The organism is Polaromonas sp. CF318, assembly GCF_000282655.1.
Taxonomy (GTDB): Bacteria; Pseudomonadota; Gammaproteobacteria; order Burkholderiales; family Burkholderiaceae_C; genus Polaromonas.
This window is the reverse complement of record NZ_AKIV01000019.1, coordinates 13,442-39,385: the sequence shown is the minus strand read 5'-3', so window position 1 is coordinate 39,385 and position 25,944 is coordinate 13,442. Positions and strand designations below refer to the sequence as shown.

At 66.3% G+C, this 25,944-nt stretch carries 22 protein-coding genes; 11 read left to right on the top strand and 11 right to left on the bottom strand.

What is annotated here, in order from left to right; all coding sequences use genetic code 11:
• Positions 1-4: 4 nt before the first annotated feature.
• The 5 genes from PMI15_RS03020 to xylB are packed head-to-tail and all read left to right on the top strand — an operon-like array spanning position 5 to position 5,679.
• Entirely contained in the window at positions 5-997 is a 993-nt protein-coding gene (locus PMI15_RS03020) for an ABC transporter permease (protein ID WP_051001908.1), read from the top strand.
• Between the two features lie 53 nt (positions 998-1,050).
• Positions 1,051-2,013, top strand: a complete 963-nt coding sequence (locus PMI15_RS03015; protein ID WP_007863519.1) for an ABC transporter substrate-binding protein — start codon at positions 1,051-1,053, stop codon at positions 2,011-2,013.
• A 7-nt stretch (positions 2,014-2,020) separates the two neighbouring features.
• Positions 2,021-3,046, top strand: coding sequence for a sugar phosphate isomerase/epimerase (locus PMI15_RS03010; RefSeq protein WP_007863517.1), 1,026 nt, complete (start codon positions 2,021-2,023; stop codon positions 3,044-3,046).
• The gene (locus tag PMI15_RS03005) at positions 3,043-4,197 is read left to right on the top strand and encodes a Gfo/Idh/MocA family protein (protein ID WP_007863516.1); all 1,155 of its coding nucleotides are present in this window, start codon (positions 3,043-3,045) and stop codon (positions 4,195-4,197) included. The genes PMI15_RS03010 and PMI15_RS03005 overlap by 4 nt, the downstream gene beginning before the upstream one ends.
• Positions 4,198-4,200: 3 nt before the next feature.
• Complete coding sequence (gene xylB, locus PMI15_RS03000) at positions 4,201-5,679, top strand: xylulokinase (protein WP_007863515.1); 1,479 nt, start codon at positions 4,201-4,203, stop codon at positions 5,677-5,679.
• A gap of 136 nt (positions 5,680-5,815) precedes the next feature.
• Here the strand turns inward: xylB and PMI15_RS02995 are convergent, their stop codons facing one another.
• Both PMI15_RS02995 and PMI15_RS02990 read right to left on the bottom strand, forming a co-directional pair.
• Positions 5,816-6,136 (bottom strand): DUF4148 domain-containing protein, encoded by a 321-nt coding sequence (locus PMI15_RS02995; protein ID WP_007863514.1) that lies wholly within the window; start codon positions 6,134-6,136, stop codon positions 5,816-5,818.
• Between the two features lie 307 nt (positions 6,137-6,443).
• Positions 6,444-7,370 (bottom strand): LysR family transcriptional regulator, encoded by a 927-nt coding sequence (locus PMI15_RS02990; RefSeq protein WP_007863513.1) that lies wholly within the window; start codon positions 7,368-7,370, stop codon positions 6,444-6,446.
• A gap of 207 nt (positions 7,371-7,577) precedes the next feature.
• Here PMI15_RS02990 and PMI15_RS02985 point away from each other — a divergent pair, with 207 nt between their 5' ends.
• The gene (locus tag PMI15_RS02985) at positions 7,578-7,862 is read left to right on the top strand and encodes a DUF4148 domain-containing protein (RefSeq protein ID WP_007863511.1); all 285 of its coding nucleotides are present in this window, start codon (positions 7,578-7,580) and stop codon (positions 7,860-7,862) included.
• A 73-nt stretch (positions 7,863-7,935) separates the two neighbouring features.
• On the opposite strand, the gene PMI15_RS02980 is transcribed toward PMI15_RS02985, so the two are convergent.
• The 7 genes from PMI15_RS02980 to PMI15_RS23920 form a co-directional block, all read right to left on the bottom strand.
• The gene (locus tag PMI15_RS02980; protein ID WP_007863507.1) at positions 7,936-9,063 is read right to left on the bottom strand and encodes a DUF1513 domain-containing protein; all 1,128 of its coding nucleotides are present in this window, start codon (positions 9,061-9,063) and stop codon (positions 7,936-7,938) included.
• 19 nt (positions 9,064-9,082) lie between these two features.
• Positions 9,083-10,162, bottom strand: coding sequence for an imelysin family protein (locus PMI15_RS02975; RefSeq protein WP_007863502.1), 1,080 nt, complete (start codon positions 10,160-10,162; stop codon positions 9,083-9,085).
• 5 nt (positions 10,163-10,167) lie between these two features.
• Positions 10,168-11,634 (bottom strand): di-heme oxidoredictase family protein, encoded by a 1,467-nt coding sequence (locus PMI15_RS02970; RefSeq protein WP_007863501.1) that lies wholly within the window; start codon positions 11,632-11,634, stop codon positions 10,168-10,170.
• On the bottom strand, positions 11,635-12,840 hold the full coding sequence (locus PMI15_RS02965; RefSeq protein ID WP_007863497.1) for an imelysin family protein: 1,206 nt from the start codon (positions 12,838-12,840) through the stop codon (positions 11,635-11,637).
• Between the two features lie 141 nt (positions 12,841-12,981).
• Entirely contained in the window at positions 12,982-14,298 is a 1,317-nt protein-coding gene (locus PMI15_RS02960; protein WP_007863493.1) for a sodium:proton antiporter, read from the bottom strand.
• Between the two features lie 73 nt (positions 14,299-14,371).
• Positions 14,372-15,565, bottom strand: a complete 1,194-nt coding sequence (locus PMI15_RS02955; protein WP_007863491.1) for a phospholipase A — start codon at positions 15,563-15,565, stop codon at positions 14,372-14,374.
• A gap of 56 nt (positions 15,566-15,621) precedes the next feature.
• Entirely contained in the window at positions 15,622-16,008 is a 387-nt protein-coding gene (locus PMI15_RS23920) for a hypothetical protein (RefSeq protein ID WP_007863489.1), read from the bottom strand.
• Positions 16,009-16,389: 381 nt separating this feature from the next.
• Here PMI15_RS23920 and PMI15_RS02945 point away from each other — a divergent pair, with 381 nt between their 5' ends.
• Positions 16,390-17,208, top strand: a complete 819-nt coding sequence (locus tag PMI15_RS02945) for a phosphate/phosphite/phosphonate ABC transporter substrate-binding protein (RefSeq protein ID WP_007863487.1) — start codon at positions 16,390-16,392, stop codon at positions 17,206-17,208.
• Between the two features lie 46 nt (positions 17,209-17,254).
• Here the strand turns inward: PMI15_RS02945 and PMI15_RS02940 are convergent, their stop codons facing one another.
• Positions 17,255-19,345, bottom strand: a complete 2,091-nt coding sequence (locus tag PMI15_RS02940; RefSeq protein WP_007863485.1) for an ATP-dependent helicase — start codon at positions 19,343-19,345, stop codon at positions 17,255-17,257.
• A gap of 242 nt (positions 19,346-19,587) precedes the next feature.
• Positions 19,588-20,448: an IclR family transcriptional regulator gene (locus tag PMI15_RS02935; protein ID WP_007863484.1), complete on the bottom strand. Its 861-nt coding sequence runs from the start codon at positions 20,446-20,448 to the stop codon at positions 19,588-19,590.
• A 479-nt stretch (positions 20,449-20,927) separates the two neighbouring features.
• On the opposite strand from PMI15_RS02935, the gene PMI15_RS02930 reads away from it, so the two are divergent.
• The 4 genes from PMI15_RS02930 to PMI15_RS02915 all read left to right on the top strand — a co-directional run bounded on the left by PMI15_RS02930 (position 20,928) and on the right by PMI15_RS02915 (position 25,892).
• Entirely contained in the window at positions 20,928-22,463 is a 1,536-nt protein-coding gene (locus PMI15_RS02930; RefSeq protein WP_007863480.1) for a sugar ABC transporter ATP-binding protein, read from the top strand.
• Positions 22,464-22,486: 23 nt separating this feature from the next.
• Positions 22,487-23,482, top strand: a complete 996-nt coding sequence (locus PMI15_RS02925) for an ABC transporter permease (RefSeq protein ID WP_007863478.1) — start codon at positions 22,487-22,489, stop codon at positions 23,480-23,482.
• Positions 23,483-23,610: 128 nt separating this feature from the next.
• The gene (locus PMI15_RS02920; RefSeq protein ID WP_007863472.1) at positions 23,611-24,558 is read left to right on the top strand and encodes an ABC transporter substrate-binding protein; all 948 of its coding nucleotides are present in this window, start codon (positions 23,611-23,613) and stop codon (positions 24,556-24,558) included.
• A 53-nt stretch (positions 24,559-24,611) separates the two neighbouring features.
• A complete protein-coding gene (locus tag PMI15_RS02915) occupies positions 24,612-25,892 on the top strand; it encodes an L-fuconate dehydratase (RefSeq protein WP_007863471.1) in 1,281 nt (426 codons plus the stop codon).
• Positions 25,893-25,944 lie beyond the last annotated feature (52 nt).

The following is a 25,944-nucleotide window of genomic DNA, read 5'->3' as shown; positions in this document are numbered from 1 at the left end:
ACCCATGGCCGGTGTATCGCCGGCGCCCCTGGTCGCGCGCCGCTGGGCCGGCCTGCGCGGCGGCGGTCCGCTGGCGGGCCTGGTCCTGGTGTGCCTGCTCGGCGCCATGCTGAACGAAAACTTCGCCAGCCTGGACAATGCCATGAACGTGCTGACCCGAACGGCCTTCATCGGCATCATTGCCGTGGGCATGTGTTTTGTGATCATCTCCGGCGGCATCGACCTGTCGGTGGGGTCGATGGCGGCGCTGATCGCGGGCGCCATGATCCTGCTGATGAACGCCGCCGCGGGCGCCGGCTGGCCGCCGCTGGCCGCCATCCTGGCCGGCATGGCCTGCGCCATCGGCCTGGGCGCGCTGTTCGGCCTGGCCCACGGCCTGCTGATCAGCAAGGGGCGCATAGAACCCTTCATCGTGACCCTGGGGACGCTGGGTATTTTCCGCGCCTACCTTACCTACTTCTCCAACGGCGGCGCCATCACGCTGGACGGCTCGCTGGCCAGCGCCTACGGCCCGGTGTACTACGGCAGCTGGCTGGGCGTGCCCGTGCCGGTGTGGGTCTTTGTCGTGGTCGCGCTGCTGGGCGGCCTGATCCTGAACCGCACGGCTTACGGCCGCTACGTGCAGGCCATAGGCTCCAACGAGCAGGTGGCCCGCTATGCGGCCGTGGAGGTCGACCGCGTCAAGGTGCTGACCTATGTGCTGCTGGGCGTTTGCGTGGGCATCGCCACCGTGCTGTACGTGCCGCGCCTGGGGTCGGCTTCGCCGTCCACGGGCCTGCTCTGGGAACTCGAGGCGATCGCGGCCGTGATCGTCGGCGGCACGGCGCTCAAGGGCGGCGCCGGCAGCATCACCGGCACCGTCATCGGCGCGGTGCTGCTCTCGGTGATCAGCAACATCCTGAATCTCACCAGCATCATCAGCGTGTACCTGAACGCCGCGGTGCAGGGCTTTGTGATCATCGCGGTGGCGTTCTTCCAGCGCGGGCGTAAATCATGATTTCCACCGGCGGCACTGCCGTCTTTTCAGCCAACCCAAAGAGGAGACAAACCATGAAACCGATCACCCAATTGCTGGCGACAGGTGCCGCGGCCCTGGCCTTGCTCGGCGCCGCGCCGGCGGCGCTGGCGCAGAACAAGCCGCACATCGGCGTGTCCATTCCCGCCGCCACCCACGGCTGGACGGGCGGGGTGGTGTACTGGGCCAACCGCACCAAGACGGAGCTGGAAAAGCAGTACCCCGGCCTGAAGGTCACCGTCAAGACGGCCGGCTCGGCCGCTGAGCAGGCCAACCAGGTGCAGGACCTGCAGACGGCCAACAAGATCGACACGCTGGTGATTCTTCCCTTCGAGTCCGCGCCGCTCACGCAGCCCGTCGCGCAGGTCAAGGGCAAGGGTGTGTACGTCACCGTGGTGGACCGGGGCCTGACCGATGCCGGCGCGCAGGACGCCTACGTGGCGGGCGACAACCCCGGCTTCGGCAAGGTCTCGGGCGAGTACATGGCCAAGGCGATGGGCGGCAAGGGCAACGTCGTGGTGCTGCGCGGCATCCCGACCGTGATCGACAACCAGCGCGTCGACGCCTTCATGGCGGTGATGAAGAGCCACCCCGACATCAAGGTGCTGGACGCCAAGCACGGCAACTGGAACCGCGACGACGCCTTCAAGGTGATGCAGGACTACCTCACGCGCTTCAAGCAGATCGACGCCGTGTGGGCCTCGGACGACGACATGGCGGTGGGCGTGCAGAAGGCGATAGACCAGGCCAAGCGCGGCGACATCAAGATGGTGCTGGGCGGTGCCGGCTCCAAGGACTACATCAAGAAGGTGATGGACGGCGACAAGATGGTCACGGCCGACGTGACCTACTCGCCCGCCATGATCGCCGACGCGATGAAACTCACCGCGGCCGCGCGCGTCAAGGGCGAGAAGCTGCCGGCCTCCACCATCATTCCCTCGGTGCTGGTGACCAAGGACAACGCCAAACAGTACTATTTCCCCGACTCCCCGTTCTGAGGCAATCATGGCCAGACCCGTCACACTTTTTACCGGACAGTGGGCGGACCTGCCGCTGGCCGAACTCGCACCCCTGGCGCGCGGCATGGGCTACGACGGGCTCGAGCTGGCCTGCTGGGGCGACCATTTCAACGTGCAGGAAGCGCTGGCGAGCGAGCGCTATGTACAGGACAAACGCGACCTGCTGGAACAGCATGGCCTGCGCTGTTTCGCCATCGGCAGCCATCTTGTGGGCCAGGCTGTGTGCGACCTGATTGACGAACGCCACAAAGCCATACTGCCTGAGCACGTGTGGGGCGACGGGCAGGCCGAGGGCGTGCGCCAGCGCGCCGCGCGCGAGATGCAGGACACCGCTCGCGCCGCCGCCAAAATGGGCCTGAAGGTCGTCACCGGTTTTACCGGCTCGTCGGTCTGGCATTCGCTGTATGCCTTTCCGCCCACGACGCAGGAATACTGGAACCAGGGTTTCGCCGACTTCGCAAATCGATGGAAACCCATCCTCGACACCTTTGAGTCCGCGGGGGTGAACTTCGCCCTGGAGGTCCACCCGACCGAAATCGCCTTCGACACCGCCTCGGCGCAACGCGCCGTCGAGGCGGTGGCGGGCCACAAACGCTTTGGTTTTAACTTCGACCCCAGCCACCTGGGCTACCAGGGTGTGGACTACGTGAAGTTCCTGCGCACCTTCAGCGACCGCATCTACAACGTGCACATGAAGGATGTGTGGTGGGGCAAGGGCGACGGGACGGCCGGCGTTTTCGGCGGCCACACCAGCTTCGGCGATGCGCGCCGCTACTGGGACTTCCGCAGCGTGGGCCGCGGCATGATCGACTTCGAGTCCATCATCGTTGCGCTCAACGACATCGCTTACGCCGGGCCGCTCAGCGTGGAGTGGGAGGACAGCCGCATGGACCGCGTGCACGGCGCCACCGAGAGCGCGGCCTACTGCAAGCGGCTGGACTTCAAGCCGGCGGCGGGCGCCTTCGACGCCGTCTTCGACAAGGCCAAGCAGGGCGGGATGGCGGGGTCATGATGCGAAAGCTGCGTTACGCCATGGTCGGCGGCGGGCAGGGCGCTTTCATCGGCGCCGTGCATCGCAAGGCGATGGCGCTGGACGGCCAGATGGCGCTGGTGGCCGGCGCGCTGTCGTCCGACCCGCAGCGCGCGCGCGCTTCGGGCGCCGAACTGGGGCTGGCCGACGCGCGCAACCACGGGCGCTGGCAGGACCTGCTGGCCGATGAGCTGAATCGGCCGGCCCATGAGCGCATCGACTTCGTGTCCATCGTCACGCCCAACCACGTGCACTTCCCGGTGGCGCATGCCTTCGCCGAGGCGGGCATCCACGTGGTCTGCGACAAGCCGCTGGTGCACAGCACCGAAGAGGCACTGGCGCTGGAGAAGGCCGCGCAGCGCAGCGGCTGCGTGTTCGGGGTGACCTACAACTACACGGGCTACCCCATGGTGCGCGAAGCCCGCGAACTGGTGGCCAAGGGGCTGATCGGCGAGTTGCGTAAGGTCATCGTCGAGTACAACCAGGGCTGGCTTGCCACCAACCTGGAAGCCACGGGCCAGAAGCAGGCTGACTGGCGCACCGACCCCGCGCGCAGCGGCCTGGCCGGCGCCATGGGCGACATCGGATCGCACGCCGAAAACCTGGTGGCCACGGTGACCGGCCTGGAGCTGGACAGCATTTGCGCGGACCTGACCGCTTTTGTGCCCGGGCGCCGCCTGGACGACGACGGCAATGTGTTGCTGCGCTTTACCAATGGCGCCAGGGGTGTGCTCATCGCGTCGCAGATCGAAGTGGGCTGCGAGAACGATTTGCGCCTGCGGGTGTTCGGCACGCAGGGCACGCTGACCTGGCACCAGGAAGAGCCCAACCGCCTGGTGCACCAGCCCATCGACGGCCCCGCGCGCGTGCTGACCCGCGGCTCGCCCTGGCTGGGCGAGGCCGCGCGCCGCGCCACGCGGCTGCCCACGGGCCATCCCGAGGCCTTCCTCGAGGCCTTTGCCAATGTGTACCTCGGCGTTGCCGCGCACATCCGTGCGCTGCAGGCGGGACTGGCCCCGGATCCGCTGGAGGCCGACTACCCGCGCCTGGCCGACGGCGTGCGCGGGGTGCGCTTCATCGAGAAGGTGGTGGAGTCCGCCGGCAGCCAGGCCAAGTGGACGCCGATGCGTTGACGCATGTTCCTCGGCATCGATCTCGGTACCTCCGCCGTCAAAGCCGTGGTCCTGGACCGCGGGCACCAGGTCGTGGCCAGCGGCAGGGCGCCGCTGGCGGTCGACCAGCCGCACCCCTTGTGGCGCGAGCAGGAGCCGCAGGACTGGTGGCGCGCCTGCGATGACGCCGTCCGCCAGGCGCTGGCGGGGCTGGCGGCGGCGGGGCGCAGCCCGGGCGACGTGGCAGGTATTGGCTTGACGGGCCAGATGCACGGTGCGACCTTGCTCGACGCGCAAGGCCAGGCCTTGCGGCCCGCCATTCTGTGGAACGACGGGCGCAGCGCCGAGGAATGCGCCCTGCTCGAGCGCCAGGTGCCGCGCTCGCGCGAGATCACCGGCAACATGATGATGCCCGGCTTCACGGCCCCCAAACTCCTGTGGGTGGCGCGCCATGAGCCGCAAGTGTTCGAGCGCGTGCGGCGCGTGTTGTTGCCCAAGGACTGGCTGCGCTGGCGCATGACCGGCGAGTTCGCCACCGACATGTCGGACGCCGCGGGCACGCTGTGGCTCGACGTGGCCGGGCGCGACTGGAGCGACGAACTGCTCGCCGCCTGCAACCTGTCGCGCGCGCACATGCCGGTCTTGCACGAGGGGCCGGAGACTACGGGCAGCCTGCGCGCGGACCTTGCCCTGCGCTGGGGCTTGCGCAGCATTCCGGTGGCGGCCGGCGCGAGCGACAACGCCGCCGGTGCGCTGGGCGCCGGCGTTTACCGCCCCGGCGACGCGATGCTGTCGCTGGGCACGTCGGGTGTGGTCTTCGTCGCCACGCGCGAATTCGCCTGCAATCCCGGGCAGGCCGTGCACAGCTTTTGCCATGCCTTGCCGCGCACCTGGCACCTGATGTCGGTCATGTTGTCGGCGGCCTCCTGCCTGGATTTCACCGCCTCGCTGCTCGGCGAGCCCGACCTGGGGCGGCTGCTGGCCGAGGCCGAGGCGCGCGGCCTGCGGCCGTCCACACCGCTGTTCCTGCCTTACCTGAACGGGGAGCGCACGCCGCACAACAATCCCCAGGCCGAGGCCGTGTTTTTCGGCCTGAATGCCGGCACCGTACGCGCCGACCTGGTCAACGCCACCCTGGAAGGCGTGTGCCATGGGCTGGCCCAGGGCATTGCGGCACTGCAAGTCACTGGCGCCGGGCTCGAGCAGGTCAGCCTGATAGGCGGCGGCTCGCGCAGCGCTTACTGGGCCCAGATGCTGGCCGACGCCACGGGGCTGGAGGTGGTCAGGCGCGAGGACTCCGCCGTGGGGCCCGCCCTGGGCGCTGCCCGGCTTGCCTGGCTTTGTGTGGACAAGACGGATGCGCAGGATGTGCTGAAGGCGCCCGCGGCGCTGGACAGCTACACGCCCCGGCCCGCCGAACGGGAACGATGGAAGGAGCGCGGGGCGCGTTTTGCCGCGCTGTACGCCGGCGTCGCACCGTTGTACGGCGCGCAAGGCGTTTGATGGCGCGCGCACAGCAAGGCATCCCACTGCGCCAGGGCGCAGCGGGATGCCTTGTGTTTGGACCAGAGACTGCCGGCGGCGGCTGCCTTCGCAACCATCACCGGTGGTCAATAGCGCTCAACAGCGCGGAATGCGCTTATTGAACGACTGGGTAGTCGCGGTCAAAGGCCGAGGCCGACACGGTGGTGCCGATTTCGGCTTTCACTTCGGCGCGGGACTTGGTGCTCACGGGTGCACTGGCTTCGGGGGCCTGGTAGTTCCGGGGCACGTTCACGGAATAGCCTTCGCGCTGGGCTTGTGCCAGTTCGGCTTTGACTTCGGCGCGGGTCTTGGTGCTGACCGACTTCACCTGGTCTTGCGGGAAAGGATCGCGGCCTTCGGCAAAGCTGCTGGCCGAGCCGAAGAAGGCCAATGCGGAGACGGCAAGAACGGAGGCGGAGACGAGATTCGATTTCATGATGAATTTCCTTTAGAACAGTTTTTGAAATATCCGGTCGGACGGGCTGTATGCCCGAGGGGCCTTCCTCGCTGAGTCGCGTTATCAATGTGGCTCACCGATGCGTCCCAGCTTGTTCCGCAAGGGCCATAGACAAGTGCGTGTTTGCAGAACATTCCATTGCCGAAATCGGAACAATGAAGGCGCGAATTCACGGAACTTTTTTGGCGAAAGTCTTTTGAAAGCTTTGCGTCAAGAAGCGCATGCGCCCGTTGTTGCGCATGGCGAAATCAAATGGCGTTGACGCCACGCGTTGAATACGCGGGGCTCACTCCTGACGCGTGTCCATTCTCTTGATCACCCTGCGCGTGTACTCGGTCATGAATTCGAGAAACACGCTGGTGCGCACCGGAATGAATTTGCGGCTGGGCAACGCCGCGTACAAGGTGTTGGTGCCGGTGATCCAGGGCGCGAGGATGCGCTGCAGCGCGCCGCTGTTGAGGTGGTTGGCCACCAGGTCTATGGACTGGCTCATGATGCCGGCGCCGTCCACGCAGGCGCGTATCAGCGTGTCGCTGTGGTTGACCAGCATGCTGGGCTCTATCTGCACTTCGACGACGCGTTTGCCCTCGTCGGGATTGGTCAGGCGCCAGGTGCGGTGGCGGTTGGCGGCCTGCTTGACGCGCAGGTTGTGGTGCTGCGGCAGGTCTTCGGGCCGCGCCGGCGTGCCGTTGCGACGCAGGTAGTCGGGCGAGGCGCAGAGCACACCGTCCGATGAGGCAATGGGCCGCGCGATGATGTTGGCGTCAAAGGCGTCGCCGGCGCCCAGCAGCGTGAGGTCGTAGTCTTCGACCGGCGGCACCAGCGGCGAGTCCACGTGGATGTCGAGCACCACCTTGGGATAGCGCCGGCCGAACTCGGCCACCAGCGGCGCCAGCACGTGCACGGCGAAGACCGGCGGCGTCATGATGCGTATGGTTCCCGACATCTCCTGCGCGTGGGCCTGGGCGGCGGCATGGGCTTCGTCGATGTCGCTCAGGATGTGCCGCACACGGGCCAGGTAGGTTTCGCCGGCATCGGTCAGCGCCAGGCGGCGCGTGGTGCGTTGCAGCAGGCGCACACCCAGGTGGTCTTCCAGGTCGCCGACCAGGCGGGTCACGACGGCGGACGAGATGTCGAATTTGCGCGCCGCAGCGGCAAAACTGCCGTCGTCCACGACTTGCTGGAACACCCGCATTGATTGGAGTCGATCCATGGTTAACCCTTATATAGCACCTTTATTGTTGCTAATTTAACAGCAATGTATTGTTGGAATTGGCATTTTTTGTTTGATTTAACAGGAATACAGTTCATACATCGATGAGCCGGAGCCCCTTACAAGGCGACTCACCGAGGCTGGACAGACGGGGAGATGAGCCCGCCATGCCCGGAACGTCACTTAACTTTTGAGAGGATATTCATCATGAAATCGAACTTTGTTGCCGCCGCTGTTGTTGCTGTTGCCGCCCTGACTTCCGTCGCCGCTTCCGCCCAGCCCCTGAACGCCTTCCTGCTGGACCAGATGCAGGCACCCGCCACCAAGACCCGCGCTGAAGTCAAGAGCGAAGTGCTGCAGGCCCAGAAGGCCGATGCCACTTCCAGCTTCAACGGCGCGACCGCCCAGCAAAACCTGGCCGCTCCCCGTGCTGAAAAAGCCGGTGCAGCCCCCCAGGCGGCTGCAGAGCTCGTGAAGACCAACGCCCAGTAAGCGCGGCGCTTCATTCCGCAAGGCCCCGGCGCCCTTTGGGTTCCGGGGCCTTGCCACGTCCGCGAGCTGAAGCTCAGCCCAGCGCGGCCCAGTGGTTGTCCAGGCGCAGGTCCTTGAGCGCCGACGCGCGGGTGGCGCCCCGGCTGTCCTGCGTGAGCGCGGCCAGGCGGCCGGCGGCCCACAGGCTGGGCTCGCCGCCGGGCGCCGCGGTCGCCAGCGCGCAGGCCTCCTGCAGCGGCAGAAACCCCGCCCAGCGGCCGTCGGCGCGCCACAGCGCCACGCCGTTGGCGCGCGGGCAGCTCACCGCAAAGCCGCCGGCCGTAGGGGCGATGTCGCCGCCGTAGCCGGCGAGCTGCTGGCCCGGGCCCGCATCGTGGGTTTGCAGGCGCTGGCCGTCAAACATGGCCAGCACGGGCGCCGCGGCTTTGGCGGCCGCATCGTCATGCTCGGCCTGCAAGGCGATGCCCAGCTGGCGCTGCCCCGGCGCTCCGCTCGCGACGGGTTCGCCCCAGGCGATGTGGCGCAGGCTCAGGCGCTGGTCGGCCAGGCGCCACTGGCCTAGCAGCGCGCCGCTGCGCGTGTCCAGCCGCACCAGCGAGGCGTCCATGCGGTCCATGTGGATCTTCAGCCGCCCGGTTTCGGGCAAGGCGGGAATGCCGCCGTTGGCTACCATGAGGCTGCCGTCGGCGCCCAGCAACAACTCGTGCGGGTCCATGCCATGGGTGGGCCATTCGCCGGTTTTTTCCAGCGTGGCGGCGTCGCGCAGGCCTATCAGGCCCTGGCCTGTTTCAAGGTTGGTTTCGGTGGTGTACAGAAGTCTGCCGTCGGGGCTGGCGACCACATGGCCGTTGAAGGCGCGGTCGGGCTCTATCCAGCCCCAGACGAGGGCCTGGCCGCCGCCGGCCGCATCGGGCTTCCAGCGCAGCAGCCAGTCGCCCGGCCGGCGTGCGACCGCCAGCAGGCTGCCGCCGGATTCGGCCCAGACGCCGTGCGCGCGTGTCGGCACGTCCAGCGCGGCGCTCACGGCCAGCGCCGCGCCGCGCTGCGTGAGCACACCGACCCGGTAGCCGTTTTCGCCCTCCCAGGCTGTCACCAGACGGGGCGTGTGCGCCGCGGCCATGCTGGATGCCGTGAACGGCGCGGCCAGCGAGGCGGCATAGGCCAGCCACTGGCGGCGTTGCAAGGCGAAGGGCGCGTTCATGTCGTGGCGGTGAAGAGATTCAATCGCCGTCGGCGTCCGAAAAACCAATGCTGACTTCGAGCGCGGGCGCGATCTCGGCTTCGGTGAGTTTTTTCAGGTCAGCCAGCGAACGCCCGGCGGCAGCCATGCCGGCCTTGTTCGTGGGCGAGATGTTTTGCAGCGCCTTGTCGGCCTTGCCCACGCTCTGCGCCAGCTGGTCGGCCGGTTCGTTGCGGCCCAGGCCGCGCAAATAGGTTTCGATCGGCGCCAGGCCGGCACCGGGACGCGGCGCTTCAGGGGCCTGCGAGGCGCCCAGCGTGCGCAGCGCCTGCCACTGCGCGGCCCAGCGTGCGGCCGTCTGGCCGCTGGCGCCGCGCGCATAGGCCACGGCATTGCGGCCGCCCTGCGCACTGCCGGCAAGGCGGGGCTTTTCCATCTCGGCCCAGCGCAATCGCTCGAGCGCGCCCGTCCACTGGTTGATGAGTTCGCTCATCGCCGGGCCTTGGCTTTCTTCGCTCTGGCCGGGCGGGCGCGCCGCCAGTTCGTCGAAGGCTTTGGCCAGGGTGTCGGCCTCGCGCTGGATGTCGGCGGCCACCTGCAGCGCATAGCGGCAGGCCGGCGTGGCCGGCGCGATGGGCTGGCTCCAGAGCAGCCACTCGAGCGCAGGCAGGCCCTTGGCCGGTGTGCCTATGCTTTCCATGGCGGTCGCGTCCTGCGGCGCGGCCTGGATCGCGCGCTTGATGAGCTCGGGCCGCGTCGGCGTGAAGTCGATCTGGCGTGCCGAGCGCCGCTGTACCAGCGGGCCTATCTGTACGCCGCTCAGGCGGTCCCAGGCAAGCGCACTGCTTTTCCAGCGTTCGCGTGCCTGCTCCAGTTTGTTTGCGGCTGCGCCAGCGTCCGCGTCACAGACCGCGGAGACGGCGGTGGGAAGGTCGCCGGCCTGCTCGGCAAACGCGGCGGCCTGCGGCGCGTACCAGAAGCGGTAGGCGCCGCGCATGAAATCACCGGCGGTGTAAAAAGGCACGGCGACATTCGGGGCGACGGTTTGCGCGCAGGCGGCGCCGCAGGCCAGCAAGGCGATGCCGGCGAGGGCCTTCCATGGGGAGCGCGGGGTCTTCATGCCGTTCACAGCGATTCGAGGAACTTGACCAGCGAGGCGCGCTCCTGCGCGCTCATCTGCAAGACCTTGTCCTTGCTGGCCTTGGCTTCGCCGTCATGCCAGAGCACGGCCTCCAGCGCACCGCGCGCGCGGCCGTCATGCAGCAAACGGTTATGGCCGTTCACGTCGGGTACCAGGCCCAGGCCCCACAGCGGCGGCGTGCGCCACTGGCGGCCATTGGCGAGAAAGTCGGGCCGGCCGTCGGCCAGGCCTTCGCCCATGTCGTGCAGCAGCAGGTCGGTATAGGGCCAGATGGTCTGGCCCTGCGCGGCCTTGCTGCCCAGGCGCGGGAAGGGGATGTCGCCGGTGACATAGCTGGGCCGGTGGCAGGCGGCGCATTGCGCCTGGGCAAAGAGCTTCTGGCCCTGCACCACCTGGGCATCCTTCGGGTTGCGCCGCGCGGCAGGTGCCAGCGTGCTTTCGTAGAACACCACGTCGTTGAAAGTCTTCTCGTCGATCTCGGTCGCCTTGCCTTGCGCGCCGCGCGGCGCGGCCAGGCAGTCTTTCTGCGCGGCGGTGCAGGTTTCCTTGGGAAAGAGCGGCGAGGTGATACCCATGTCGCCGAGGAAAGCGCCCGCGGTCTGGTGCGCCAGCGTGGCGACATTGGCCTTCCAGCCGAAACGCCCCACGCGCATCTGTTGCGAAGGCGCGTCCCACACCTGGTTGGCGACGCCGCGCACCGGGCCGCCCAGGGCGGCCTGCTCGTGCGCATTGCGCAGGATTTCCGCTTCGGGGATCGCTTCGAGCAGGCCCACGCCGCCCATCTGCGGCGCGATGCGCGGGCTCAGCATCACGTCTTTGGCCATGGGGCCGTAATTGAGTTTGCTGAAACCGTAGCGGGGCTTTTGCAACTGGTAAGGCGTGCCATCGGCGAACTTGCCGCGCACGGTTTCGTAGCGCAGCGAAATCTGCCCTTCGGGCACCACGCCCTGCACGGCGAAGTTGGAAAACTGGTCGCCATAGACCGGGTCGGGCATGGGGCCGCCGTGCGTGTCCTTGCCCGGAATCGACAGGCGCAGCAAGAGGCCCACGGGCTGGTCGGACAGGCCGCGCGTGAAATCAGGCGGCGCGCCGCGGCCGTCCTGCACGTGACAGCCGCCGCAGGAGCGCGCGATGAAGTGCGGGCCCAGGCCGTCGCGCGCGGTGGTGGACGACGGCGCCTGCACCCAGTTGCGCCTGAAAAAGGAATTGCCGATGACAAAGCGCGTGCGCTCCTCGTCGGGCAGGTTGGCCAGCGGAAATGAAAACGCGTTCTGGCCGGTGGCGAAGACGGTAGTGTCGCCGCCGGTTTTCTCGTCATCGGGCGCCGCGCGGTCCTGCGCGACGCCCGCGTGGGTCCAGAGGGCCAGGCCCGCGAGACCCGCCACGGCCAGCCAGGCGAGACCCGCGCGCAGGCGGCGCGTGGCCGGTTGGAGGGAAGCGCCGCGCAACACTTAAGGTTTGACCAAAGTCAGCTTGGTGATGCCGGCCGCGTTGGCCGCTTCGACCAGGTCCTTGCTTTGCTGCACCAGGCTGTCTATGGTTTTTTGCACGCGCAGGCGGCCGGGCGCGTCCTTGGCGCCGACGATCTCGCGGTCAAACGGCGCCTGTAGGCCTTCGGCCGCGGCGACCGAAGCGGCGATCTGTTTGGTGGTGCGCTCGGCCAGCGCCGGGTTTTTGGCCGCCACCAGTTCGCGCAGCGAAGCACCGGTGAGGGTGCTGCCGTCGGCGCGCTTGTACTGGCCCAGCCACACGTTCTGTATGCCCTTGGCGTTGGCCACCACGTCGCGGTGGGTGTTGTCGGAAAAGCACGAGTGCTCGTCTTCCTGGTCCTGGCTGGCCAGCGCGACCTCCAGGCGCTCGCCCGCGAGTTCGCCGCGCGAGAGCGAGCCCAGGCCGACGAATATCTTGCGTACCGACTCCATGCCGCCGCGCTCGAACTTCGCGCGGTAGGAGCTGGCCGTGGGAGCCCAGGCCTTGGTGAGGCTGCGCAGGTCGTCGACCAGCAGCTCGGTCGCCACCTGCAGGTACTGGCGGCGGCGGTCGGCGTTGGGCTTCTTGCCGTCCACGAAGTCTTCAAACGAACGGTTGCCCGGGCCGGTGGTGCTCAGGTCCTGGCCCCACAGCAAAAACTCGATGGCATGCCAGCCGGTGGCGATGTTCTCCTCGCCGTTGCGCTCGTTGAGGCTGGCCAGCTGCTTCTTGCCGATGACGGCCTTGCGGTTGTTGATGATGCCGGCGTTGGGCGCGTCTTTGACGTAGTCGACATAAGACTCGTCCATGGGCCAGGCGTTGATGCGGCCTTCGGGGCCGTTTTTGTCGTCAATGGGGCCGCCGTAGAAACGGAAGGCCTCGGTCTGGCCGTAGAACTCGCGGGCGTCCAGCCAGGCCTTGCGCGCGGCTTTGAGGCCTTCGTCCGAGGGAGCGGCGGTGAGGGACTGCACGGCTTTTTGCAGCGTGAGCGCGCCGGCCAGCGTGTCTTCATAGCTGGCCAGCACCAGCTGGGCATAGTGCTTGGCCACGGCGGGAGCCGTCGCTGCCTGCGCGGCCGGTGCCGCCGCCACGGTGCCATTTGCGGCGGCTGCGGGCTGGGCCATGGCAGGCGCTGCCAGCACGGCGAGCAGGGTGGCAAGAAAGACGGGTTTCAGCACGGGTGTCATGGCGGCTCCTGGGTTTTGTGAAGGGCAAAACCAGGATTATACAAATGAGAATAGTTATCAATATCATCGACACACGGAATACCGGGTCTTTTCTCCCCGGTTCGGCGGGGTGAAAGAGGGGGGCGACGCCGAGAGCTGCTTTCAGCGCCGCCGGCCGGTTTTGCGCGCCTCATAGCGCTTCATCAGCGGCGTGACCGAAACGCCGTGCGCGACCACCGAGGCCACGATGACGGCCAGCGTGATGGACAGCAGCTGCTGGGCCAGCGCCCGTTCGATGTGGTGGTTGATCGCATAGAGCAGGTAATACAGCGAGCCGATGCCGCGTATGCCGAACCAGCCCATGAGCCGGCGCTGCGCGCCCTTGACCGGCGTGCCCAGCAGGCCGATGTAGACCGCCAGCGGCCGCACCACCAGGAACATCACCGGGATGAACCACAGCACCTCGGCGCGAAAGCGCGTCGTCGCCACCAGCACGCCGACAGCCAGCACGATGGCGACTTCGGCAAAGCTTTCAAGCTGGCTGTTGAAGCGCTCCACCGCGCGCATCATGTGGGCCGGCGCCTCGGCGCCCGAGGCTTCCTGTTCCGCGGGGCTCAGTGCCTCGTCGGGCTTGGGCGCCCGCACCTGCGGGCGCACATGGGGCTCGTCGATGCGGCGCAGCGCCAGCCCGGCCGCGAACACCGCGAGGAATCCGTAGGTGTGGCTCAGCAGCGCCAGGCCGTAGGTCAGCCCTATCAGTCCCAGCGCGATGAACTCGTCCGAGCCCAGCGCCTCGCGGTGCCGCATGCGCAGGTAAAGAATGAGGCGGCCCACCAGTGTGCCCAGCAGCCAGCCCAGCGCCAGGCCGCCGGCCACCGCCCACAGCACGTCGACGGCCCACCAGCGCCAGCCGCCTTCGCCGAGTTCGTGCAGGCCCAGCAGGCCCAGTCCGAGCATGACAAAAGGAAAGGCCGTGCCGTCGTTGAGCCCGCCTTCGCCCGTGAGGCCGAAGCGCAGGCGGTCGCGGTCGCCGGGGTTGGCGACTTGCACATCGGAGGCCAGCACCGGATCCGTCGGCGCGAGTATGGCGCCCAGCAGCACGGCCGCGCCCAGCGGCAGGTCCAGGGCATAGACGCCCAGCGCGGCGACGGCCGCCATCGTGAGCAGCATGGAGACCGTCGCCAGCTGCACCGGAATGCGCCAGCGGCCGTCGCCCCGGCGGAACTCCAGCTTCATGCCGCAGGTGAACAGCGAGACCAGCACGGCCACCTCCGTGAGGCGCTCCAGCAGCACGGTGTTCTTCATCGCGTCGAGCTTGAGCAGCCCCAGCCCCACCGGGCTGACGGCCACGCCCACGCCGAGGTAGAGCATGGCGGCGCTCAGCGGCAGGCGCGCGATGAAGGAGCCACCCAGCGTCATCGCGATCAGCAGCGCGCCGGCCACGATACAGGCCAGGGTGAAGGTGGTGGGCTCGGTCATGGGCCCAGCTTGGGGCCGGCCCGCGCTTTTGTGTATCAGCCGGCACGCCGTCCGCGTGCTGGCGGGCGCCGCCTTACCAGTCCACCAGGCTCAGGCCCACGCTCAGCACCGTGCGCTTGCGGTTGTAGTCGACCAGGCTGTCGCCGTAGCCGCTGAAGAGCTGCACGTGGTAGCGCAGGCCGGTGTAGTTGGGCGAGGAGGCCGGCGCCATCATCCAGTCAAGGCGCGCCGAGCCGCGGGCTTCCTTGCGCAGCGAATGCCGCAGCGTGATGCCCAGGGTGTTGGCCTTGTTGACCTGCCAGCTGCCGGTGACTTCGGCACGGCCTATGTAGTTCTCGATGCCGGGGTTGTCGTCGTTGCCGGAGGATTCCTTGAGCCGGTCCCAGATGCGCCCCTGCAGGGTCAGGCCCGAGTCCTGGCCTAGCGTCTTTTCGGCCGCGCCCATCAGGTAGACGCGGTTCCAGCTGCGCGACAGCGGCAGCGACTGACCGTTGGACTGGTGCACCAGCCCCAGGCCCGAGAGCCGGTAGGTCCAGCCGCCAGCCAGCGGGATCTGGTGCGGGTAAATGTAGAGAACCTCGGGCTCATGGTCGGTGGTGCGGAAGGGCCGCGAAATGCTGCCGTTGAACAGCTGCCAGTAACTTTGCTGCGTGTAGCCGAACCACAGCGAGTCGTGGTCGTCGTCGTCCTCCGGGCCATTCTTGAACAAGCCCTTGGCGATCTTGGTGCGCACGGAAAGCTGGATCTTGTTCTCGGTCCGCATATAGGGCTGCGAGGTCAGCGCGGTGTGGCCCGCCGAGGGCGAAGACGGCTGCATGTTCACGCTGTCGGAGGTGGACACCGCCAGCGTGATCGGCCGGTAGCCGCGCAGCGAGAAGGTGTCGCAGTCGGTGCCGCGCTGCAGTTCCCAGAAACGCGAGAGTTCGGAGTACTTGGTGTTCTTGCAGCCTATGGGCTTGCCGTCGGGCGCCTCGGTGTTCAGCGAAGGCAGCAGCAGCACCGGCGTGGCCGGCTGGCCGGTCGCCGGATTGGCCGGCGCGGTGGTGAGGCTGGGCGCGGGCATGTTGGCCGGTGTCTGGGCATCGGCCCACTGCTGGAAGCAGGCCAGTTGCGCGGCGGGGTCGGCTTTCAGGGCCTGGCAGGCCTGCCAGCCCGAGGCTGCGGAAGCGCGCGCAGGGGTTTGCGCCTGTGCCGGGGCCGTGGCGGAAAGTCCCAGGAGGCCGGCCCACAACAGGGACGCGGCAAATGAGGAAGATGGCGGTCGCATGGGTGGGCAGTCTGTCCGGTGGTGTTTAAGGAATTTTTAAACGGTGAGGGTTGGGCTCAAGGCAGCCGGGTCAGCGTGAAGGGCACATCCGGCGCGTTGTCGGGCGCGCTGCTGCTGGTGTCTTTCCAGCTGCCCTTGAAGGCCTTGCCGCAGGAGCCCTCGACCATCTCGCCGTTCCAGGTGCCGGTGATGCTGATGTTGTCGGAGGACTCGTCGAGCAGCAGCATGCCGCCCTCGAGGTCGCCGGCCAGCGCGGCCTTGGCGGCATGGCCGGCAATGGCCTTGGAGCCGGCGGCCTTGCCCAGGTCGCGGCTCACGATACCGGCCAGGCTTTCGGCGAATTCGGCGTGCCGTTCCAGCAGCATGGTGGCGCGTTCCGGTAGACCGGCGGGTGGATTGGCAAAGCGCACGGCCCACAGCCCGTAGAGCTGCGCGGCCTTCATGTCCGCCGCCGCGGGGCATTCTGCATCCGGCTTGGTTTGGGCGGCAACTCCAGTGGATATTGCGTAGGACGCTATCAAAAAAAGAGCGAATCGGAAGGTCTTCGAAGTCATGAACAGGTGAACGCCGGCTCGGGGCCTTGCGGAACGGGGCTGCGGGAACGCTGCGCGGCTCCGGCCGGACGGCCAGGACCGCAACGCAGCGGTGGAAGGAAAACCCAGGGCGGCACGGTGCGGGGTTTACGCAACGCACAAGCCCAGGAGCTTGCGCACTATCTCACGAATACATCTTCTATGACGCACAACTCAGGTAAACCCGTGACTTGAAACTATTTGTAACTGCGACACTGGTATTACTTTCCCATTATCCGAGAGGTGTTCATTATGAAAATCCGTCAATATATGAGTATGTTGGTGCTGGTTCTGCTGGCCGGCCAAACCTGGGCCCAAGGCGCTCCACTGGTGTTCGCCGTGAATGAGGGCGTGACTTACCGCGTCAACCCGGGCGCTACCGTTGACCGCTTTCGCGAGCTGTCCGACGACCTGGGCAAGCTGCTCAAGCGGCCCGTCAAGATACAACCCGTAACAGACTACAAGGAGCTCGCGGCCGGCCTGGCCGAGCAGCGTTACGACATCGCCTATGTGCATCCCGCGCACCACTCAATCCGTGCGCTGTCCAAAAATGGCTACCAACTCATTGCGGTGACCAAGGGCTTTACCGAATACAGCGCGTCCTTCATGGTGCGCAGCGATTCCCCGCTCAAGACCATCGGCGACCTGAAGGGCCTCAAGATAGGCGCACCCAGTGAGGACTCCATCACCTCGGTGATCATGCGCGCCGCTTTGCGTGATGCGCTGGGCCCCCAGCCGCTGGAAACCGTTTATGTGAAACTGCAGGACGCGGTGCCCTTCATGGTGGAAAACAGCATGGTGGCCTCGGGCGTCACCGCATCGCGCGCGGTGGTCAAAGACTGGCAGGCCAAAGGCGGCAAAGTGCTGGCCACCAGCAAGCCCGTGCCCATCAAGCACCTGATCGCCAGCGGCAAGCTGAGCGATTCGGAGCGCGCCCAGCTCACCGCCTACTTTGTGGGGCTGGATCAATCCGCCGACGGCAAAAAGCGGCTGGACGCGCTGACAGTGCAGGGCTTTGCCCCGTATGACCAGGCCAAGCTGCTCGAACTGGGCAAATGGCTGGGGCTGTGATTCCGCGGCTACTTCGGTGCGAGATTAGCCACGGAATAACGCGGCGCTAGCGGATTTCCGCCGCCGCCGCCGCGGCAATCCCCTCAGCGGATTTTTTCGCGAACTCCGCGCGCAGGGCCTTGAGTTTTTCGCGCGGGTCTTCCTTCACGGTGGCCTTGTCCAGCGCCATCTCGGCGATGAAGCGGCTGGGCGCGCCGGGAATCATGTCGCGGCCTTTCTTGCGCTTGCGCAGCCAGTTCACCGCCAGCGTGCGCTGCGCGCGCGTGATGCCCACGTACATCAGGCGGCGCTCTTCCTGCAGGCGCAGGGCGATGTTGTCGGTGTTGCTGCCGTCGTCGTCTTCGAGCTTGAACGGCAGCAGGCCCTCGTTCACGCCGGCCAGCACCACGTGCGGCCACTCCAGGCCCTTGGCGGCATGCAGCGTGGACAGGGTCACCACGTTCTGGTCGCCCTCGCGTTCGCTGATGGTGGACAGCAGCGCGATGGTCTGCACCACCTCCAGCATGGTCTTGGTCTCGGCGGCCACCACCGCGCCCGAGGCGTCCTCGATCTGCCCGCCGCAGCGCTGGGCCACCCAATCGCAGAAATCCATCACATTGGTCCAGCGCGCGGCCGCGAGCTTTTCGCTGTCCTCGCCGTCATAGAGGTGTTTCTCGTAGTCGATCTCCTTGAGCCAGTCGTTCAGGAAAGCGCGCGCGTCCTCGGCGCCCACGGTGCGCCTGGCGCGGTACTCGAGGTCGTTGAGGTAGCGGCCGAACTCGTGCAGCGAGCCCACCGCCTTGGCCGGCAGCACCGAGCCCAGCGAGTTGCTGAACAGTGCCTCGAACAGGCTTTGTTTGGACTGGCTCGCGAAGGTGCCCAGCGCGCCCAGCGTGGTGTGGCCTATGCCGCGCTTGGGCGTGGTCACCGCGCGCATAAACGCGGGGTCGTCGTTGTTGTTGACCAGCAGCCGCATCCAGCAGCACAGGTCCTTGATCTCGGCGCGGTCGAAAAAGCTCTGCCCGCCCGAGACCTTGTAGGGAATGTTGGCGCGGCGAAAGGCCTTCTCGAAAGGCTTGGCCAGGTGGTTGGCGCGGTAGAGCACGCAGAAATCCTTCCACTCCTTGTACTGCCCGCCCTCGGCCTGCAGGCTGCCTTCGGCGCGCAGGCTCTGGATGCGCGCCACCACGCGCTCGGCCTCGTGCTCCTCGCTGTCGCAATCCACCACGCGCACCGGCTCGCCTTCGCCGAGTTCGCTGAACAGCGTCTTGGGGAAGAGTTTGGGGTTGGGGCCGATGACGTTGTTGGCCGCGCGCAGGATGGCGCTGGTCGAGCGGTAGTTTTGCTCGAGCTTGACCACCCTGAGGTTGGGATAGTCCTGCGGCAGCTTGCGCAGGTTGTCCAGCGTGGCGCCGCGCCAGCCGTAGATCGACTGGTCGTCGTCGCCCACGGCGGTGAAGCGGCCGCGCGCGCCCACCAGCAGCTTGAGCATCTCGTACTGCGTGGCGTTGGTGTCCTGGTACTCGTCGACCAGCACATGGCCCAGGGATTCCTGCCATTTGCTGCGCACGCTGTCATGCTCGCGCAGCAGCTTGAGCGGCAGGCCCACAAGGTCGTCGAAGTCCACGCTCTGGTAGGCGGTCAACCGCTCCTCATAGTGCGCCATCACGCGGGCGATGGCGCGTTCCTCGTCGCCATTGGCCTGCGCCATGGCCTCGGCCGCGTTGAGGCCCATGTTCTTCCAGAGGCTGATGGTCCATTGCCACTGCCGCGCGGTGGCCGCGTCGGTGCTGCCGCCGGCGTCCTTCAGGATGCTGGTCACATCGTCGCTGTCCAGGATGGAGAACTGCGGTTTGAGGCCCAGCGCCTCGCCGTCCTGGCGCAGCATGCGCACGCCCAGCGCATGGAAGGTGCAGATCAGCACGCCCTTGGCGCTTTTGCCGATCAGCGCCTTGGCCCGCTCGCGCATTTCGGCGGCGGCCTTGTTGGTGAAGGTGATCGCGGCGACCTGCTCGGGCTTGAGCCCCGACTCGATCAGCCGGCCTATCTTGTGCGTGATCACCCGCGTCTTGCCCGAGCCGGCTCCCGCCAGCACCAGGCAAGGGCCATGCAGGTAGTTGACGGCTTCTTGCTGGGCGGGGTTCAGGCCATGGGTCATGAAAATGAATCGATTCCAAGGGGAAAAAAAGAAAATGCGCGAGGCCGGCCCTTTCAGGGGCGGCTGGTGAACGGCAAATCATAGCGGCTGCCCTTTGGGGCCCGCAGCGCGGCCGGGCTGGGTGAGCACAAAGCATGCCGGGCGCAAGCCGTGAAGCGCCGATTCGCGCAGTCAATGCCCGCGGCGCAATGTTTTCCTCAACAGATTTGCTATTCAATCAATAGCAGCGTGCACGCGCGGCTTTACGTGTGCCGGCTCGCCGGGGCGAAGCCGCCCTGCGTCAAGGACAGCGCCTGGGCCGCCTGCTGCAGCAGCAGGCGCACGGTTTTCTGGTCCGGCCCGACGTGGCGGTCTATGCGCCGCACATAGGGGCAGGTCAGCGCGGCCAGCGCGCTGTGGTCGGGCCCGAAGATGGGACAGGAAATATCGGCCACGCCGAAAGATTGCAGGCTGTCGCGCTCGAAATACCCTTGCTGGCGGATGACGCCGAGGGCGGCGGCCAAGGCATCGGACTCGATAGGCACCTCGCCTTCGACCGCCGTGTGCTGGGCCAGCATTTGCTGGGCCCGGCTGGCATCCGCGAAAGCCAGCAAAACCCGGCCCGAGGCGGTATCGACCAGCCCGACGTGCACGCCCACGCGGATCGTCATGCTCCAGGTGCCGGGGCCGTTGACCTGCGCGGTGATCAGCACATTGCCCTGGTCATAAACACCCATGTGGCAAGCCTGCTCCGCCTTTTGCGCGAAAGCTTCCATGATGGGAATGGCCTGGGTCACCAGCCGGTTCAGCGGCGGATGCATGTGCGCCAGCGTGAAGAGCTTCAGGCTCAGCGAATAGCGGTCGCCCGAGAGCGAGCGCAGCACATATTGCCGGGCGACCAAGCGCTCCAGCATGCGGTAGATCTCGCTGGCGTTGCGGTCCATTTCCTTGACGATCTCCGCGCGCGTCAGCCCCTGCGGCTGGCGGGCCAGCAATTCCAGGATGTCCAGTCCCTTGTCAAGCGCCGGTGCGCGGTAGCGGTCTTCCGCGGGAGGGGGCGGCGCGATGGTATCAGCGCCGTCCGGGTTCTGGTCGATCGCGGGAAATGAGTATTTTGGTTTCATGGCGGCAGGGTGAGTGAAGCCGAAGCTATTGCAATTTTGATATGTAACGCAGCGCTCTTGATATGGCAGGGGGCATTTGTGAGCATTTTCGTTCTAGTTGGTGGAAATTTATTCACTTTTGCATCTAATGTTCATCAATAAATAAAATTCTGACCTAGGGAAAGTCCGAGGCTCGAAAAGACCGCCGATTTCTATGATCAAGTCCATAAGTGAATAGTTTGTTCATCAATGAATGATTTGTAACAACAAGTTTTTCCCGGCATCTCGCTTCATTGAATGGTCTGTCAGCTCAAAAAGGTCTTTGCCATGTGCCCAGCAAGCTTGGAGGAAAAAGCAATGCCGCCCAGCGCCGCCGCCCAAGGCATGGGCCTGGCCGGCGCACGGGTTCGCGCCGGGCAGGAGGCCCGGGTGAGCGCGGCTGACGTCCACCCGGCCGGCGGCCGGACTTTCTGAGCGACGCCAACCGCCCGCAATCACCCATGACAGCTCTTGTGGCCATCAACGACTTGTGCAAATCCTTCCCGGGGGTGCGGGCGCTGCACAACGCCCGGCTTGAAATCGCCGCCGGCGAAGTGCATGCGCTGATGGGCGAGAACGGCGCCGGCAAATCGACCCTCATGAAAATACTGGCCGGGGTCTACCAGAAAGATTCGGGCGAAATCAGCATCGACGGCCGGCCGGTCGAGATCGCCAGCCCGCGCGCCGCCCAGGCGCTGGGCATAGGCATCATCCACCAGGAGCTCAACCTGATGGGCCACCTGAGCGTGGCGCAGAACATCTTCATCGGACGCGAGCCGCGCGGGCGGCTGGGCCTGTTCATCGACACCGACAAGATGGCCCGCGACACGGCGGCGATCTTCGAGCGCCTACACCTGAACCTGGAGCCGCACACGCTGGTCTGCGACCTGACGGTGGCGCGCCAGCAGATGGTCGAGATCGCCAAGGCGCTGTCCTTCGATTCGCGTGTGCTGATCATGGACGAGCCCACCGCCGCGCTGAACAACGCCGAAATCGACGACCTGTTCCGCATCATCGGCCAGCTCAAGCGCCAGGGCGTCGGCATCGTGTACATCTCGCACAAAATGGACGAGCTCAAGCGCATCTCGGACCGCGTGACGGTGATGCGCGACGGCCAGTACATCGGCACCGTGCCGACGGCCAGCACCAGCATGGACACCATCATCGGCATGATGGTGGGGCGCGCCCTGCTCGAAGACGAGCGCCCGCCGCAAACCGGCCAGGGCGGGGAGACCCTGCTGGAGGTGCGCGGCCTCAACCGCGGCCGCACCATCAGGAACGTCAGCTTCACCGTGCACCGGGGCGAGATCCTGGGCTTTGCCGGCCTGATGGGTGCCGGCCGGACCGAAGTGGCGCGCGCCGTGTTCGGCGCCGACAAAAGGGACTCGGGCGAGATATGGGTCAAGGGCCGCCGGGTTGACGTGCGCAGCCCGGCCGATGCGGTCGAGCACGGCATCGGCTACCTGTCGGAAGACCGCAAGCACTTTGGCCTGGCCACCGGCATGGACGTGCAGACCAACATCGTGATGACGAGCCTGCGGCGCTTCCTGGACTTCGGCTTCCTTCTCAAGCCAGCGGCCATACAGGGCGCGGCGGCCAAGCTGATCGCGCAGCTGGGCATCAGGACACCGAGCGCGCTGCAAAAGGTGGCGCTGCTGTCGGGCGGCAACCAGCAAAAAATCGTGATCGCCAAATGGCTGGTGCGCGACTGCGACATCCTGTTCTTCGACGAGCCCACGCGCGGCATCGACGTGGGCGCCAAGAGCGAAATCTACAAGCTGCTCAATGCGCTGGCGGCGCAGGGGCGCGCGATCGTGATGATCTCCTCGGAACTGCCCGAGGTGCTGCGCCTGAGCCACCGCATCGTGGTGATGTGCGAGGGCCGCGTCACCGGCGAGCTCTCGGCCCGCGATGCCACGCAGGAAAAAATCATGCAGCTGGCCACCCGGCGCGAAGCCCCGGCGGCCGCTTCCGGTGCGGTTGCCGCCGCGTTTTAAAAACCACACCGAAACGACCACACATGACCGTCTCCAAGTTGCTGCAGGGTATCAAGACTGCGGCTTTCAGCAGCAACACCCGTCAAAAGCTGTTGGCGTTTGCCAGCTTGCTGGGGTTGCTCATTTTCTTCAGCATGGCCTCGCCGAGTTTCATGCAGACCGACAACATGGTGGGCATCTTGCAGGCCACCGCTGTCAACGGCGTCCTGGCCATCGCCTGCACCTTTGTCATCATCACCTCGGGCATAGACCTGTCGGTGGGCACCCTGATGACCTTCTGCGCGGTCATGGCCGGGGTGGTGCTGACCTATTGGGGCCTGCCCTTCTACCTGGGGGTGGCGGCGGCGATTTTCTTCGGCGCGTTCTCGGGCTTCATCTCGGGCGTGCTGATCGCCAAGTTGAAGATCCCGCCCTTTATCGCCACGTTGGGCATGATGCTCATGCTCAAGGGCCTGTCGCTGGTCATCACCCATTCCAAGCCCATCTACTTCAACGACACGCCCGAGTTTCCGCTGATTGCCCAGGACTCGCTGATCAGCTACTTCCTGCCCGAGCTGCCCATTCCCAACGCGGTGCTGATCCTCTTCGTGGTGGCGGTGGTGTCCAGCCTGATCCTGAACAAGACGGTGCTGGGCACCTACACCTTCGCGCTGGGCAGCAATGAAGAGGCGGTGCGCCTGTCGGGCGTGAATGTGGACCGCTGGAAGATCATCGTCTACACCCTGAGCGGCGCGATCTGCGGGATCGCCGGTCTGCTCATCGCCTCGCGCCTGAATTCCGCGCAGCCGGCGCTGGGCCAGGGCTATGAGCTGGATGCGATTGCCGCCGTCGTGATCGGGGGCACCTCGCTCAGCGGCGGGGCCGGCACCATCCTGGGCACCATCATCGGCGCTTTCATCATGAGCGTGCTGACCAACGGGCTGCGCATCATGTCGGTGGCGCAGGAGTGGCAGACCGTGGTGACCGGCCTGATCATCATCGCGGCGGTGTACGCCGACATCCTGCGAAAGCGCAAATAAATGCAAGCAAGCCTGCCTCCAGCCGGCTGCCGCCGGCCTGCAGCTCCACCCCAGGAGAAATCCCAATCCCCGCCAAGCCTTGATTCCTGAAATCCCTTGCAACACCCCATAACGATACGGAGACAAACATGATTCTGAAACGCACATTCCTCAACCTCGCGCTGGGTCTCGGCCTGGCCTCCACCCTGAGCACAACGGCGCTGGCCGCCGACGAGATTTACATCCCGATGGTCTCCAAGGGTTTTCAGCACCAGTTCTGGCAGGCCGTCAAATCCGGCGCGGAGCAGGCCGGCAAGGACTACAAGGTCAAGGTGACCTTCGAAGGCCCCGAGAGCGAGAGCATGGTGGACAAGCAGATCGACATGTTCGCGGCGGCGCTGGCCAAGAAACCGTCGGCCATCGGCTTTGCCGCGCTGGACAGCAAGGCGTCCATCCCGCTGCTGAAAAAAGCCCAGGCCGCCAAGATCCCGGTCATCGCATTTGACTCGGGCGTGGACAGCGATATCCCGGTGACCACGACCACCACCAACAACGTGGCCGCCGCCGCCCTGGCCGCCGACAAGATGGCCGAGCTGATCGGCAAAAGCGGCGACGTGGCCCTGGTGGTGCACGACCAGACCAGCCGGACCGGCATTGACCGCACCGAAGGCTTTGTCAACCGCATCAAGTCGACCTACCCGAACATCAAGATCGTCAGCGTGCAGTACGGCGGCGGCGACCAGCTCAAATCCACCGAGATCACCAAGTCCATCCTGCAGGCCAACCCCAACCTCAAGGGGATTTTCGGCGCCAACGAGGGCTCGGCCATAGGCGCGCTGAACGGCGCCAGGGAGATGAAGCGCAAGGTGGTGATCATCGGCTACGACTCCGGCAAGCAGCAAAAAGCCGCCATCCTGGACGGCTCCATGGCCGGCGCCATCACCCAGAACCCGGTCGGCATCGGCTACAAGACCGTGGAAGCGGCGGTCAAGGCCCTCAAGGGCGAGAAGCTGCCCAAAGTCATAGACACCGGCTTTTACTACTACGACAAGTCGACCATCAACGATCCCAAGATCGCGGCGGTCCTGTACGACTGATGGTCGGCGCGGCCCCGAGGCGGGCCGCACTTCCTCCAACAGGCAATCTTCCTATGAGCGTTATCCAATCCATGCGTGTCGTCGACGTGCGTTTTCCCACGTCGCGGCACCTCGACGGCTCGGACGCGATGAATCCGGACCCGGATTATTCGGCCGCCTATGTGGTGCTCGAGACCGGCCGGCCGGGGCTCGAAGGCCACGGCCTGACCTTCACCATAGGCCGCGGCAATGAAATCTGCTGCGCCGCCGTCGAAGCCATGCGCCACCGGGTGGTCGGCCTGGACATGGACTGGGTGACCGAGGATATGGGCCGCTTCTGGCGCCACATCACCTCGGACAGCCAGCTGCGCTGGATAGGCCCGGACAAGGGTGCGATCCACCTGGCGACGGCCGCCGTGGTCAATGCCGTGTGGGACCTGTGGGCCAAACAGGAGGGCCTGCCCGTGTGGAAGCTGGTGGCCCGCATGAGCCCTGAAGAGATCGTCAGGCTGATCGACTTTCGCTATATCACCGACTGCATCACGCCGGACGAGGCGCTGGCGCTCTTGACGCGGCAAGCCGCCGGCAAGGACGAGCGGCTGCGCACGCTAGAGCGGGAAGGCTACGCCTGCTACACCACTTCCGCCGGCTGGCTGGGCTATGACGACGAAAAGTTGAGGCGGCTGGCCCAGGAGGCGGTGGATGCGGGCTTCTCGCATATCAAGCTCAAGGTGGGCCGCGACCTGCAGGACGACATCCGGCGGCTGCGCGTTGCCCGCGAGGTACTCGGCCCCGATCGCGCGCTGATGATCGATGCGAACCAGGTATGGGACGTGGACGAGGCGATCGAGTGGCTGGGCCACCTGGGTTTTGCCAAGCCCTGGTTCATCGAGGAGCCCACCAGCCCCGACGACATCGAGGGCCATCGCCGCATCCGTGAAGCGGTCAAGGGCGACATGCAGGTCGCCACCGGCGAGATGTGCCAGAACCGCGTCATGTTCAAGCAGCTCATCATGCGCGGCGCGATCGACGTGGTGCAAATTGATGCCTGCCGGCTGGGCGGGGTCAACGAGGTGCTGGCCGTGATGCTGATGGCCGCCAAATACGGGCTCAAGGTGTGCCCGCATGCCGGGGGCGTCGGCCTGTGCGAATACGTGCAGCACCTGTCGATGATCGACTACCTCTGCATCGCCGGCACCAGGGAAGGCCGGGTCATTGAATACGTGGACCACCTGCACGAGCATTTCGTGGACCCCTGCGTGATTCGCAACGCCGCCTACATGCCGCCGCAGCGGCCGGGTTATTCGATCGAGATGAAGCCCGAATCGCTGGCCCGCTACACCTTCAGGGGCTGATGCCCTCCGCCCCCCCCCTTATTAATTGACCAACCCCCAGGCAACACCCAGG

Bases quoted from the DNA above. Each gene is read 5' to 3' on its own strand.
- PMI15_RS02920 (WP_007863472.1), top strand. From the start codon at position 23,611: ATGATTCTGAAACGCACATTCCTCAACCTCGCGCTGGGTCTCGGCCTG.
- PMI15_RS02975 (WP_007863502.1), bottom strand. From the start codon at position 10,162: ATGAAGACCCCGCGCTCCCCATGGAAGGCCCTCGCCGGCATCGCCTTG.
- PMI15_RS03020 (WP_051001908.1), top strand. From the start codon at position 5: ATGGCCGGTGTATCGCCGGCGCCCCTGGTCGCGCGCCGCTGGGCCGGC.
- PMI15_RS03005 (WP_007863516.1), top strand. From the start codon at position 3,043: ATGATGCGAAAGCTGCGTTACGCCATGGTCGGCGGCGGGCAGGGCGCT.
- PMI15_RS02925 (WP_007863478.1), top strand. From the start codon at position 22,487: ATGACCGTCTCCAAGTTGCTGCAGGGTATCAAGACTGCGGCTTTCAGC.
- PMI15_RS02930 (WP_007863480.1), top strand. From the start codon at position 20,928: ATGACAGCTCTTGTGGCCATCAACGACTTGTGCAAATCCTTCCCGGGG.
- PMI15_RS02915 (WP_007863471.1), top strand. From the start codon at position 24,612: ATGAGCGTTATCCAATCCATGCGTGTCGTCGACGTGCGTTTTCCCACG.
- PMI15_RS03010 (WP_007863517.1), top strand. From the start codon at position 2,021: ATGGCCAGACCCGTCACACTTTTTACCGGACAGTGGGCGGACCTGCCG.
- xylB (WP_007863515.1), top strand. From the start codon at position 4,201: ATGTTCCTCGGCATCGATCTCGGTACCTCCGCCGTCAAAGCCGTGGTC.
- PMI15_RS02940 (WP_007863485.1), bottom strand. From the start codon at position 19,345: ATGACCCATGGCCTGAACCCCGCCCAGCAAGAAGCCGTCAACTACCTG.
- PMI15_RS02960 (WP_007863493.1), bottom strand. From the start codon at position 14,298: ATGACCGAGCCCACCACCTTCACCCTGGCCTGTATCGTGGCCGGCGCG.
- PMI15_RS02945 (WP_007863487.1), top strand. From the start codon at position 16,390: ATGAAAATCCGTCAATATATGAGTATGTTGGTGCTGGTTCTGCTGGCC.
- PMI15_RS02965 (WP_007863497.1), bottom strand. From the start codon at position 12,840: ATGACACCCGTGCTGAAACCCGTCTTTCTTGCCACCCTGCTCGCCGTG.
- PMI15_RS02995 (WP_007863514.1), bottom strand. From the start codon at position 6,136: ATGAAATCGAATCTCGTCTCCGCCTCCGTTCTTGCCGTCTCCGCATTG.
- PMI15_RS02935 (WP_007863484.1), bottom strand. From the start codon at position 20,448: ATGAAACCAAAATACTCATTTCCCGCGATCGACCAGAACCCGGACGGC.
- PMI15_RS02980 (WP_007863507.1), bottom strand. From the start codon at position 9,063: ATGAACGCGCCCTTCGCCTTGCAACGCCGCCAGTGGCTGGCCTATGCC.
- PMI15_RS02955 (WP_007863491.1), bottom strand. From the start codon at position 15,565: ATGCGACCGCCATCTTCCTCATTTGCCGCGTCCCTGTTGTGGGCCGGC.
- PMI15_RS23920 (WP_007863489.1), bottom strand. From the start codon at position 16,008: ATGAAGGCCGCGCAGCTCTACGGGCTGTGGGCCGTGCGCTTTGCCAAT.
- PMI15_RS02985 (WP_007863511.1), top strand. From the start codon at position 7,578: ATGAAATCGAACTTTGTTGCCGCCGCTGTTGTTGCTGTTGCCGCCCTG.
- PMI15_RS02990 (WP_007863513.1), bottom strand. From the start codon at position 7,370: ATGGATCGACTCCAATCAATGCGGGTGTTCCAGCAAGTCGTGGACGAC.
- PMI15_RS03015 (WP_007863519.1), top strand. From the start codon at position 1,051: ATGAAACCGATCACCCAATTGCTGGCGACAGGTGCCGCGGCCCTGGCC.